The 12,394-nt window shown below is 63.5% G+C and carries 11 protein-coding genes and 1 pseudogene; 4 read left to right on the forward strand and 8 right to left on the reverse strand.

The window, feature by feature from the left end; translation table 11 throughout:
- Positions 1–31: 31 nt before the first annotated feature.
- Genes folK through panB form a run of 3 tightly spaced genes read left to right on the forward strand, consistent with a single transcriptional unit; the run spans position 32 to position 2,176 of the window.
- Positions 32–625, forward strand: a complete 594-nt coding sequence (gene folK, locus H3V53_RS19065) for a 2-amino-4-hydroxy-6-hydroxymethyldihydropteridine diphosphokinase (RefSeq protein ID WP_336599313.1) — start codon at positions 32–34, stop codon at positions 623–625.
- On the forward strand, positions 622–1,317 hold the full coding sequence (locus tag H3V53_RS19070) for a deoxynucleoside kinase (protein WP_054919093.1): 696 nt from the start codon (positions 622–624) through the stop codon (positions 1,315–1,317). Before folK ends, H3V53_RS19070 begins: the two co-directional genes overlap by 4 nt.
- Before the next feature lie 43 nt (positions 1,318–1,360).
- Positions 1,361–2,176 (forward strand): 3-methyl-2-oxobutanoate hydroxymethyltransferase, encoded by an 816-nt coding sequence (panB, locus tag H3V53_RS19075; RefSeq protein WP_336599314.1) that lies wholly within the window; start codon positions 1,361–1,363, stop codon positions 2,174–2,176.
- Positions 2,177–2,502: 326 nt separating this feature from the next.
- Here the strand turns inward: panB and H3V53_RS19080 are convergent.
- From H3V53_RS19080 to grpE, 5 genes and pseudogenes are all read right to left on the reverse strand, one after another.
- Positions 2,503–4,385: pseudogene (locus H3V53_RS19080) on the reverse strand (chorismate-binding protein).
- Between the two features lie 24 nt (positions 4,386–4,409).
- Complete coding sequence (gene dnaJ / locus H3V53_RS19085) at positions 4,410–5,543, reverse strand: molecular chaperone DnaJ (protein WP_054919087.1); 1,134 nt, start codon at positions 5,541–5,543, stop codon at positions 4,410–4,412.
- A gap of 265 nt (positions 5,544–5,808) precedes the next feature.
- Complete coding sequence (dnaK, locus tag H3V53_RS19090; RefSeq protein ID WP_054919086.1) at positions 5,809–7,761, reverse strand: molecular chaperone DnaK; 1,953 nt, start codon at positions 7,759–7,761, stop codon at positions 5,809–5,811.
- A gap of 153 nt (positions 7,762–7,914) precedes the next feature.
- A complete protein-coding gene (locus H3V53_RS19095; RefSeq protein ID WP_336599315.1) occupies positions 7,915–8,391 on the reverse strand; it encodes a thioredoxin family protein in 477 nt (158 codons plus the stop codon).
- 15 nt (positions 8,392–8,406) lie between these two features.
- Positions 8,407–9,009 (reverse strand): nucleotide exchange factor GrpE, encoded by a 603-nt coding sequence (grpE, locus tag H3V53_RS19100; protein ID WP_336599316.1) that lies wholly within the window; start codon positions 9,007–9,009, stop codon positions 8,407–8,409.
- Positions 9,010–9,364: 355 nt separating this feature from the next.
- On the opposite strand from grpE, the gene H3V53_RS19105 reads away from it, so the two are divergent.
- Positions 9,365–9,526, forward strand: coding sequence for a hypothetical protein (locus tag H3V53_RS19105; protein ID WP_336599317.1), 162 nt, complete (start codon positions 9,365–9,367; stop codon positions 9,524–9,526).
- Here the strand turns inward: H3V53_RS19105 and H3V53_RS19110 are convergent.
- From H3V53_RS19110 to hrcA, 3 genes are all read right to left on the reverse strand, one after another.
- Positions 9,498–9,905: a S4 domain-containing protein gene (locus H3V53_RS19110; RefSeq protein WP_054919078.1), complete on the reverse strand. Its 408-nt coding sequence runs from the start codon at positions 9,903–9,905 to the stop codon at positions 9,498–9,500. The genes H3V53_RS19105 and H3V53_RS19110 overlap by 29 nt on opposite strands.
- A 69-nt stretch (positions 9,906–9,974) precedes the next feature.
- Positions 9,975–11,045, reverse strand: a complete 1,071-nt coding sequence (gene hemH / locus H3V53_RS19115; RefSeq protein WP_336599318.1) for a ferrochelatase — start codon at positions 11,043–11,045, stop codon at positions 9,975–9,977.
- 159 nt (positions 11,046–11,204) lie between these two features.
- Positions 11,205–12,224: a heat-inducible transcriptional repressor HrcA gene (gene hrcA, locus H3V53_RS19120; protein ID WP_054919064.1), complete on the reverse strand. Its 1,020-nt coding sequence runs from the start codon at positions 12,222–12,224 to the stop codon at positions 11,205–11,207.
- Positions 12,225–12,394 lie beyond the last annotated feature (170 nt).

Below are 12,394 nucleotides of genomic sequence, written 5' to 3' on the forward strand. Positions count from 1 at the left end.
CCGTCGAACGCAAGTTGCAGGAAGTGATGCCATGACGGTTGCCTATCTGGGCCTCGGCGCGAATCTCGGGGACGCGCGCCAGACCCTGAAAGACGCGGTGGTGTGTCTCGCACAACAGCACACCATCACCGTGCTCGCGAAATCGAGCTTCTATCGCACCGCCCCGATCGACGCGGGCGGCGACGATTATCTGAATCTCGTCGTGAAGCTCGACACGACGATGCCCGTGCGGCATCTGCTCGCACTGTGCCACACGATCGAGCATCACTTCGGCCGCGAACGTCCCTTTCGCAATGCGCCGCGCACGCTCGATCTCGACATCCTGCTGTACGGCGAACACGCCATCGACGAACCCGACCTGATCGTGCCGCACCCGCGCATGACGGAGCGCGCGTTCGTGCTCGTCCCGCTCGTCGAAATCGAGCCCACGCTGATCATTCCGCAACGCGGCCGCGCCGATGCGTTTCTGGCCGCCGTCATGGATCAGCGGATCGAGAAGCTGAAGTCCCCGTGTCAATGTCTCGCGCCCAATACGGCCGCCGGTTCCTCCGCTCGGTCTGACGGCGCGGCGGACAACGCCGGTGACAACGCCGCTGACAACGCCCCCAAAGGCCCCTGCCGATGAGTTCACTGCCGAACACCACGCCGCCCCTCACCGTGACGGCGCCCGACCTGCGTCCGCCGCACGGCTATCTGACGATCGAAGGGCCGATCGGCGTTGGCAAGACGTCGCTGGCGCGGCGCCTCGCGCAGCGCTGGTCGATGCACGAACTGTTCGAGCGTCCGCAGGACAATCCGTTTCTCGAGCGCTTCTATCGCGACACGTCCCGCTATGCACTGCCCGCGCAACTCGCGTTCGCGTTGCAGCGCGCGCAGCAGGTGCTGGATATCGACGCGCTGCGCACGGCGGGCGCGCGCCTCATCACTGATTTCATGACGCAGAAGAACGACATCTTCGCGCGCCTCACGTTGCAGGACGACGAGTACCAGCTATATCGCGCGCTCTCGGCGAAGCTCGACAAGCCGGGACCCACGCCCGATCTGATCGTCTATCTGCAGGCCAGCCCCGAAGTGCTGTTCTCGCGCATCCAGAAGCGTGCGGTGCCGATGGAATTGCAGATTTCCGATGCCTACCTGCGCTCGCTATGCGACGCGTACAACGACTTCTTCTATCACTACGACGGCGCACCCGTTCTCACCGTCAACGCCGAACATCTGAATCCGCTCGATTCCGACGCGGATCTTGCCCTGCTCGTCGAACGCATCGAAGCGATGCGCGGGCGCAAGGAATTCTTTGTCAAAGGCAGCGCGCTATAGCGTGTGGCTGTAGCCTGCAGTCTCACTTCCAACGGATTGACCCATGACCTATTTGCAGGAGACGAGCCGCAGCGCCGTCACGGTTCCGAAACTCCAGGCGATGCGCGACGCCGGCGAAAAAATCGTCATGCTCACCTGCTACGACGCGAGCTTCGCGGCACTACTCGATCGCGCGGGCGTCGACACGCTGCTGATCGGCGATTCGCTTGGCAACGTGCTGCAAGGACAATCCACGACGCTGCCCGTCACGCTCGACGAGATCGCTTATCACACCGCGTGCGTCGCGCGCGCCAAGCCGTCGGCGCTGATCGTCGCCGACTTGCCGTTCGGCACGTACGGCACGCCCGCCGATGCGTTCGCGAGCGCCGTCAAGCTGATGCAGGCGGGCGCGCAAATGGTGAAGCTGGAAGGCGGCGAATGGCTTGCGGACACCGTGCGCTTTCTGGTCGAGCGCTCGGTGCCCGTGTGCGCGCACGTGGGGCTCACGCCGCAATCGGTGCACGCGTTCGGCGGCTTCAAGGTGCAAGGCAAGACGGAAGCGGGTGCGAGCCAGTTGCTGCGCGATTCGCGCGCGATGCAGGACGCGGGCGCGCAACTGCTGGTGATGGAGGCGATGCCCACCTTGCTCGCCGCTGAAGTCACGAAGCAATTGCGCATTCCGACCATCGGCATCGGCGCAGGCGCGCAGTGCTCGGGTCAGGTGCTCGTGCTGCACGACATGCTGGGCATTTTCCCCGGCAAGCGTCCGCGTTTCGTGAAGGATTTCATGCAAGGCCAGCCGAGCATTCTGGCCGCCATCGAAGCGTATGTGCGGGCCGTCAAGGAGGGGACGTTTCCGGGGCCCGAACATATGTTCTGACGCAAGAAAGCGGCATGGCGCCGCTTTTTTATGCCCCAACGTCGGATCGGTCCGTGGGATCATCGCCGGTCTTTTAAGAGCGGTCCGATTCGGTGTGAAAGCCGGGTCCTCTATCTTCGTGCTCTCTTCAATGCGTGCCTCGCGCCCCGACGGAGTAACGCCCATGAGCCCGTTCTGCCCGATCGACGTCACGAGCATCCGTGACTACGCCAACCATTCGCACGAATCGGGCGCAACCTGGCATGCGCGGCTCGCCGAATAGATCGGGCGCCTGTTTCAGCGCCATCACGCCTGATGCGCGTGCCGCGTGTTGCCGGCTAAAACCATCAAGCGACAATCCGCGCCGGCAGCGCCCCACGCAACGCATTGCAGAGCATCAGCGCCTGCGCATTCATCACATCGTCACGCGTCAGAATCCGCTCGCCCGCCTGCATGTCGGGATCTTCGAGCAGCACGCCGCGCATCACGCCCGGCAACACGCCCGACGACAACGGCGGCGTCCACCATCTCCCATCCAGCATCACGAAAACGTTTGACCGGCCGCCCTCGGTCAACTCGCCGCGATCGTTGAAGAACAGCGTGTCGAACGCATCGTGCGATTCGGCTTCGCGCCAGCCCCGGTCGTACTCCGCGCGACGCGTCGTTTTATGCAGCAGCAGCGGATCGGCCGCCTGCAGCGCAGAGAATCCGTGTTCCCAACCGAGCATCACGCCGACGGTCTCTTCGAGCAGCGGCATGAGCGGCGCGTGGGTGATTTCCACCGTGCCGCTCTTGTCGAGCGTGAGCCGCATCCGGTACGGCGCGTCGCCGCCGCGCAGCGCGTCGCATTGCGCGCCGAGTTTCGCGCGGACGTCGGCTTCGTCGCAGGAAAAGCCCAGCCAGCGGGCGCTATGGCCAAGCCGGGCGAGATGTCGGTCGAGATGCCGCACGCCGCCGTCACGCGTCGCGAACATCGTTTCGAACAGCTGGAAACCGGGATCGGCCTCCGTCAGGAAACGTGCTTTCAATTTGCACTCCGCGTATTCGTCGTGCGCGACGCTGTCGAGCACGATACCCGCGCCGATGCCATCTCGCCGCGCCGCGCGCCGTCGCGCGTTTTTGCGCCAAGCGTCAGCGTGCGGATCGCGACCGACAGACAGAAGTCGCCCGTCTGCTTGCCAACCGCCTCGCCGAGATCCGGCTGCGCGTCGAGCCAGCCGATGGCGCCCGTGTACAGGCCGCGGGGCGTCGATTCGAGCTGCTCGATCAGTTGCATCGTACTGTGCTTGGGCGCGCCTGTAATCGAGCCGCACGGAAAGAGCGCGCGCAGAACGTCCGCGAACGACGTGCGCGCGCGCAACGTCGCCGTCACCGTCGATGTCATCTGCCACACCGATTGATAAGGCTCGATCGAGAACAGCGCGGGCGTCTTCACGGTGCCTGTCTCGGCGACACGCGACAGATCGTTGCGCAGCATATCGACGATCATCACGTTTTCCGCGCGGTTCTTCGGATCGTTGGCCAGAAAGTCGGCGGCTGCTCGATCCGCCGCGGCATCCGCCGAACGCGGCGCCGTGCCCTTCATCGGCCGCGCGCGCAAGGACGCGCCCTTCTTGTCGACGAACAGCTCCGGCGAACACGACACGATCCAGCCGTCGTCGGGCAACGCGATCAGCGCGCCGTACTGGACTGCCTGCCGCGCGCGCAGCCGCCGGAACAGCGCAGCGGGCGCGCCGAACACATCGAAATTCAGCCGGTAAGTGTAGTTGACCTGATACGAATCGCCGGCGCGCAAGGCATCGTGAATCGACCCGATGGCTTGCCCGAACTCTGCTTCGTCGACGCTCGCCTGCACGCCGCCGATGCCCGCCACCGACGGCTCTACGGCACCGCTGTCGTAGAGCGCGAGCCACGCGTCGACCTCGTCTCGCGACATCTTGCGGCAGTCATCGAACAATAAAAAACGCAGCGCGCCGTTGGCACGCTGCGTGTTCTGTTGCAAAGCCTGGCCGAATTCATAGTCGGCGAGCACGACGGCGAACAGGCCGCTGTCGACATCGGCGCACGCCGCTGCGCAGACGGCATCCAGTTGAGCGCCGTCAGTGCAGACGCGCTCGTGCCGAAAGCCCGTGTATAAACGGCTTGACGGGCGACTTGCCGTCGAGTCGCAGTCGTCCAGCAACGCGAACACGGAGCCTGGTTCGCGATCCGCCGTTTCGTAAGGCGTCATGCATGCCGCCAACTTCAGAATGCCTTAGTCGAAGAAACTCTTGACCCGGTCGAACCAGCTTTTGCTCTGCGGGCTGTGGCGCGCGCCGCCTTCCGAGAGCGACTTTTCGAACTGCTGCAGCAGTTCTCGCTGCGAGTCCGTGAGCTTGACGGGCGTTTCCACCTGGACATGCACGTAGAGATCGCCAGCGATGCTCGAGCGCAAACCCTTGATGCCCTTGCCGCGCAGACGGAACGTCTTGCCCGACTGCGTGCCTTCCGGCACCGTGAAGCTCGCGCGGCCCGCGAGCGTCGGCACTTCGATCTCGCCGCCCAACGCTGCCTTGGTGAAGGGGATGGGCATCTGGCAATGCAGGTCGTCGCCGTCGCGTTCGAAGACAGTGTGCGGCTTGATGTGAATTTCGACGTACAGATCGCCCGACGGGCCGCCATTGATGCCCGGCTCGCCGTTGCCGGCCGAACGGATGCGCATGCCGTCATCGATGCCCGCCGGAATCTTCACTTCCAGCGTCTTGGTTTCCTTGGTCTTGCCGGCGCCGTGGCAGTGCGTGCAAGGCTCAGGAATATAGGTGCCCGTGCCGTGGCACTTCGGACAGGTCTGCTGGATGCTGAAGAAACCCTGCGACATCCGCACCGCGCCCGAGCCGTTACAGGTCGGGCAGGTTTCCGGCTTGGTGCCCGGCTTCGCACCTGAGCCGTGACAGATTTCGCACGACACCCAGCTCGGCACGCGGATCTGCGTGTCGTAGCCGTGCGCGGCCTGCTCGAGCGTGATTTCCATGCTGTAGCGCAGATCGGCGCCGCGATACACCTGCGGGCCGCCACGGCCACCGCGTCCGCCGGCCGCTGCCTGGCCAAAAATGTCGCCGAAGATATCGCCGAATGCGTCAGCAAAACCGCCGAAGCCTTGGGCGCCCGCGCCCGCCATGTTCGGATCGACGCCTGCGTGCCCATACTGGTCATAGGCGGCACGCTTTTGCGAGTCTGACAGCATTTCATAGGCTTCCTTCCCTTCCTTGAAATGCTCTTCCGCATCCTTGTTGCCCGGATTGCGGTCAGGGTGGTACTTCATCGCGTGCTTGCGATACGCCTTCTTGATTTCGTCGTCGCTCGCGTTCTTTGCGACGCCCAGAACCTCGTAGTAATCCCGTTTCGCCATATCGGTTCAACGCCATCCGCGCGATGCGGCGCGGCGGCTCCTCTTGAATGCTGGAGTCTCGCGACTCGTAAGACAGCAGCTTTGCCCTCGATTACGGGTCAAAAGCCGCGCCCTCCATAAAACAAATGTGCCCGGAGAGCCAAAAGGCTCGCCAGGCGCGTGACCGGTTCAAACGCCTGTATGTTGCCAGGCGCCCAACCTTCTTGCAGCCGGACTGCGCATCTCACCATGCGCAGCCTTGCGGTCTTCGAACAGCGACCCGGCTTTAGTCCTTCTTCACTTCCTTGAACTCGGCGTCGACGACGTCATCGGCCTGCTGGCTCGCGCCGCCCGCTGCTTCCGCGCCGGCCGCTGCGCCCGCGCCCGCAGCGCCCGCCGCACCTTGCGCCTGCATGTCGGCGTACATCTTTTCGCCGAGCTTCTGCGACGCCGTTGCGACCGTTTCGATCTTCGCTTCGATGGCAGCCTTGTCGGCCGAGCCGCTCTTCAGCGTGTCTTCGAGGTCCTTCAGCGCGGTTTCGATCTTTTCCTTCTCGCCCGCGTCCAGCTTGTCGCCGTACTCGGTGAGCGCCTTCTTCGTGCTATGGACCAGCGCGTCGCCCTGGTTGCGGGCATCGGCCAGTTCACGCAGCTTGTGATCTTCTTCCGCGTTTGCTTCCGCGTCCTTCACCATCTTCTCGATTTCGGCTTCGGACAGACCCGAGTTCGCCTTGATCGTGATGCGGTTTTCCTTGCCCGTCGCCTTGTCCTTCGCGCCGACGTGCAGAATGCCGTTCGCGTCGATGTCGAAGGTCACTTCGATCTGCGGCACGCCGCGCGGTGCGGGCGGAATGCCTTCCAGGTTGAACTCGCCCAGCAGCTTGTTGCCCGCCGCCATTTCGCGCTCGCCCTGGAACACCTTGATCGTCACGGCGCCCTGGTTGTCGTCTGCCGTCGAATAGACCTGAGCGTGCTTGGTCGGGATCGTGGTGTTCTTGTTGATCATCTTCGTCATCACGCCGCCGAGCGTTTCGATGCCCAGCGACAGCGGCGTCACATCCAGCAGCAGCACGTCCTTGCGGTCGCCCGACAGCACCTGGCCCTGGATTGCAGCGCCGACTGCAACGGCTTCGTCCGGGTTCACGTCGCGGCGCGGTTCCTTGCCGAAGAACTCCTTGACCTTCTCCTGCACCTTCGGCATACGCGTCTGGCCGCCGACGAGAATCACGTCATCGATGTCGCTCACCTTCACGCCTGCGTCCTTGATCGCAATGCGGCACGGTTCGATCGTGCGCTCGATCAGGTCTTCGACCAGCGCTTCCAGCTTGGCGCGCGTGATCTTCAAGTTCAAATGCTTCGGACCCGACGCATCCGCCGTGATGTATGGCAGGTTGATTTCCGTCTGCTGGCCCGACGACAGCTCGATCTTCGCCTTTTCAGCCGCTTCCTTCAGGCGCTGCAGCGCGAGCACGTCCTTCGACAGATCGACGCCCTGCTCTTTCTTGAACTCGCCGATGATGTAATCGATGATCCGCTGGTCGAAGTCTTCACCGCCGAGGAACGTATCGCCGTTCGTCGACAGCACTTCGAACTGCATTTCGCCGTCCACGTCCGCGATTTCGATGATCGAAATATCGAACGTGCCGCCGCCCAGGTCGAACACGGCGATCTTGCGGTCGCCCTTTTCAGCCTTGTCCAGACCGAACGCCAGGGCAGCCGCCGTCGGTTCGTTGATGATCCGCTTGACTTCCAGACCGGCGATGCGGCCTGCGTCCTTCGTGGCCTGACGCTGGCTGTCGTTGAAGTACGCCGGCACCGTGATCACGGCTTCCGTGACCGGCTCGCCCAGGTAGTCTTCAGCCGTCTTCTTCATTTTGCGCAGCACTTCCGCCGACACCTGCGACGGCGCGAGCTTGTTGCCATGCGCTTCGACCCATGCGTCGCCGTTATCGTGCTTGACGATCTTGTACGGCATCAGGCCGATGTCCTTCTGCACTTCCTTTTCTTCGAAGCGGCGGCCGATCAGGCGCTTGACCGCGTACAGCGTGTTCTTCGGGTTCGTGACCGACTGACGCTTGGCGGGCGCGCCAACGAGGACTTCATTGTCGTCCATGTAGGCGATGATCGACGGCGTGGTACGCGCGCCTTCCGAGTTCTCGATCACCTTGACCTGATTGCCTTCCATCAGCGCCACGCACGAATTGGTGGTGCCGAGGTCGATGCCGATGATTTTGCCCATTTTTACTAATCTCCTGACTTTGATCGCTGCGGGCATCGCTGGCTGGCCCATCTGGCCCCCGGGCGCCCCGCCCCTGAATTTCATCCTGCACCCAACATAAGTGCAGCCGCATCGTTTTCAAGACCCCTTAACCGATGCGGTCATTAAATTTTTTCAATCGGTCTGTCTGCCGCGCGCGCCGGACTCCGCCGCGCTGCCGGAAGCGGGCGACGCAGCCTGCGCGCCGACGCTTTCCGTTGCCCGTGCGCCGGCCGCGCGGATTTTCTCACGAGCCGCGCCGACTGCAGCTTCGAATTGCGCGAGTCCATGCCAGCCCGTGGCCCGGCCGAGCCGCTTGCCCCGGTAAAAGAAGAACCAGGTCGGCACCCCATGCAGCACGAAGCGCCGCCCGAGATCGCGATGCTGATAGACGTTGCTGTGAAACCAGCGCAGGCCGAGCGCGCGAATCGCGTCCGGCTGCGCGAGCATCGCCTTCTTCGCGATCTCGCAATTGAAACAGTCCAGTCCCCAGAAGAACACCACGGCCAGTTCTTCGCCCGCCGACTCAAGGCCAGCGTCGAAGGTATCGGCGGTGAGTTCCTGCATGTCGAACACCGCGAACGCGGTGCTGTCGACGGGGATGCCGGCCATGACGCGACAGATGCCTTACTTGGGCGCCGCGACCGTGACGAGCGCCGGACGCAGCACGCGGTCGGCAATCACGTAGCCCTTTTGCAGCACCGCGACGACGGTGTTCGGCTCCTGATCGGCCGGGACCATCGAAATGGCCTGATGGCGATGCGGATCGAACTTTTCGCCGACGGGATTGAGCGCCACCACCTTGCCCTTTTCCAGCGCGCCCGTCAGTTGGCGCAGCGTCAGCTCGACGCCTTCGCGGACCTTTGCCAGATCGTCGGTCGAATGCGCGACGGCGGCTTCGAGGCTGTCGACGACGGGCAGCAAATGCTCGGCAAAACTCTCGATGGCGAATTTATGTGCCTTGGCGACGTCTTCCTGACCGCGGCGCCGGACGTTCTCCGTCTCCGCCTTTGCGCGCAGGAAGCTTTCCTGCAGTTCGGACAACTTTGCCTGGGCTTCGGCCAGCGCGGCATCAGCCGCCGAGGGTGCCGCCTGAGCGGGCTGTTCGGCAGCCGCCGCTTCCGGCTGCTGGGCCTGAGCCTCGCCCGATACGGCCTCTGCGGCCTGGCGCGCGGCGTCGTCGGCGGGCGTGGGATTCTGGCTCGTCGGATTCTCTTGCGTGTTTTCCATGTCGCTGAAGTTTCAAAAATGAAGGCCAAAAAACGGCGGCAGTCTAACGGGACTCGCCTGGGACGTTGTCCAGCAGGCGTGGCGCCGATACAACATGCCGGCCGCGCATTAACGGTGCAAATAAGGGCACGCGAACGGCATTTCAAGGCTCCCGTCCGAGCTTTTTGCACCGTCCGGGGGCCACGAAATGCGGCGTAACAACCATTTCGAGCGCGGCATCATATTGAGATTGAGCGCGCTGCGCGAGTGACCTAAACTCAACTTGTGCGTCCGAAAAGGCACGTTAACCCTAACCTGACGCCAGCCTTACCACCAGCTGAATAGCCCGTTTCCGCCTTCAACCAAGGGGAGTACCGTGAAACTGACCTTCGCAATATCGGTGGTCGCATTGGTACTCGTCGCCGGCACCACGACCATCTGCATGTCCGGGGTAGTGAACGACCACACGACCGAATATGGCGGCGTTCACGCGACCATCGAGCAACTGTTCAACCCCCACTGGAAATTTTGTCGATGACGCGCCGGTCGCGTTTTGTCGGCCGGCCATGTAGCCCCGCCGTCGGCTCGCGATACGTCTTGCGCCGCTCGTGCTCCTGCTCGCGCCGCAGCCGGCTCTCTTCCGTTTCCGCATAGAGCGTCTGCGCGACGCTCGCCGGGCCGCGCACGTCGCACACGCCCAGCACCTCCACCTGCCACACGATCCGTTCGATCTCGATGTCGACCCGATCGCCGACGCGCACGTCCTTGGCCGGCTTCACGGTCGCACCTCCGATCCGCACCCGCCCCTTCTCGACGGCATCAGCAGCCAGCGAGCGCGTCTTGAAGAAGCGCGCCGCCCACAGCCACTTGTCGATGCGCAAGCGAGCGCCCGGTTCGGTAGAGATCTTGTAGTTCATCGGTCCTTCTTCAGGCTTTTCAAACGTTAGCTGTCGTCCGGATGCAGATTGCATGCCGGACATGACAATTCAGGCAACGGGCACGGTTTGCGGCGCGCTTGCCTGCACCGGCCAGCCTTGCAGGTGCTGGGCAACGATTTCGCCGAGCGCCGCGATCCACGCGTGCGATGCATTCAGGCAGGGAATCGCGTGAAAAACTTTCCCGCCGGCGTGCACGAATTCGTCGCGCACTTCCATGCCGATCTCCTCGATCGTTTCCAGACAGTCGGCCGTGAAACCCGGACAGAACACGTCCGCCCGGCGCACGCCCGCCGCACCCAGTTCCTTCAGCGTCGGCGCCGTATAGGGTTGCAGCCACTCTGCCTTGCCGAAACGCGACTGGAACGTAACCCGGCACTCGACGGGCGTGAGCCCGAGCGCATGCATCAACAGCGACGCCGTCTGCTGGCATTGCTCGTGGTACGGGTCGCCCAGATCGAGCGTGCGCTTCGGCACGCCGTGGAAACTCAGCACCAGTTTGTCGCCCGCCGCGAAATCCGGGCGGCCGTGCGCATGCCAGTAGTGATTCACCTGCGCGGCGAGCGCTGCGATATAGGCGGGATGATCCGCGTACTGACGCACCGTGCGGATTTCCGGCTGGTTGCGCATGCGCTTGAGCGCGGCGAACGCGTCGTCGAAGGCAGTGGCCGTTGTCGACGACGAATACTGCGGGTACATCGGCATCAGCAAAATGCGCTCGGCGCCCGCCAGCTTCAACTGATTGAGCATGGCGGGAATGCCGGGCGTGCCGTAGCGCATCGCGTAATCGACGATCACGGAATAGTCGTTCAGCTGCAGCAGATGCCGCAGCCCTTCTACCTGTTTCTCAGTGTGCACGCGCAGCGGCGAGCCTTCCGGCATCCACACGGCCGCGTACTTCTTCGCCGAAGCTACGCCTCGAAACGGCAGAATCAGCAGACGCAGGATGATTTGCCACAGCAACGACGGAATCTCGACGACGCGCGGATCGGACAGGAACTGCGCCAGATAGCGCCGCACGGCGCGAGGCGTGGGCGCGTCGGGCGTACCAAGATTGATCAGCAACACGGCGACACGATGTGCCGCAGCGGACTGCGACGGCCGCTCGAGATCGAAGCGCATAGGCAGAAGGAAAGAGCCGCGCGACGCGCGGCACGCAATGGACTGAAGCTCATTATAGCGGCGCGGTCTGCCGCCGATACCTGGCCATTCGGCCAATTGGCAAGGCCAAAAACGCCGCGCATGATGAACACCATCGCAGCATTGCCGGATGGATCTGCTCTATTGCTGGCTGAGCGTCAACGATAGCAGGCGCGCCGTGATGTCGACGATGGGAATCACGCGGTTGTAGGCCATGCGCGTCGGGCCTATCACGCCGAGCGTGCCGACGATCTTGCCGTTCACTTCGTACGGCGCGGTTACCACGCTCATTTCCTCGATGGGAACGAGGTTCGATTCGCCTCCAATGAAAATCTGCACGCCTTGCGCGTGACTGGACACATCGAGCAACTGCAGGAGACTCGTCTTTTGATCGAACACATCGAAAAGCTTGCGCAGCCGCGCCATGTCCGACGACAGATCGGCCACTTCGAGCAGATTGCGCTCGCCGGAAATCAGCACGGTTTCGCCCGTATCCGTGACGTCCGTGCTCGCCGTGACGGCCGCGTGCATCAGCGTCGTCATGTCGCCGCGCAATTCGTCGATTTCTTCACGAAGACGCCGGCGCACCTCGTCGAACGACAGGCCCGCGAAGTGCGCGTTGATGTAATTGGATGCCTCGACCAGCTGAGACGGCGTGAAATCGCGCTGCGTCGCCATGATGCGGTTCTGAACGTCGCCTTCCGGCGTCACGATGATCAGCAGAATCCGCTTGTCGGACAGACGCAGGAACTCGATCTGCTTGAACACGTGGCTGCGGCGCGGCGTCAGCACGACACCCGCGAACTGCGACAGGTTGGACAGCACGCTTGCGGCCGCCGCCACCACTTTCTGCGGCTCGCCCGGCTGCAGCGTGGTCTTGACGGCGCGCATGACGGCATCTTCGTCGGCGGCGGGTTCGACGGTCAGCATCGTGTCGACGAACAGCCGGTAGCCTCGCGGTGTGGGAATCCGCCCAGCGGACGTATGCGGACTGATGACGAGCCCCAGCTCCTCCAGATCGGACATCACGTTGCGGATGGTAGCCGGGCTCAGCTCGAGCCCGGAGTACCGCGACAACGTGCGCGAGCCGACCGGCTGACCTTCGGCTATATACCGCTCGATCAGCGTTTTCAGGAGGGTTTGTGCGCGAGGATCTAGCATGGCGAAAAATTTTAGCGTAACCACCGCATCGCGGCGAGCGCGCGGCGGCTCGCGGCGCGTCCGGCCGGCTGCCCGGCGCACCTCGCGCGGCACCCCGCCCGCGCACGAGCCGCATCGCATTTGTCTATGCAGCCATCACGTCTGTCATGAGGACTTCACCATTCTAACGA

The sequence above is a fragment of the Paraburkholderia bengalensis genome (assembly GCF_037126505.1).
Lineage (GTDB): Bacteria > Pseudomonadota > Gammaproteobacteria > Burkholderiales > Burkholderiaceae > Paraburkholderia > Paraburkholderia bengalensis.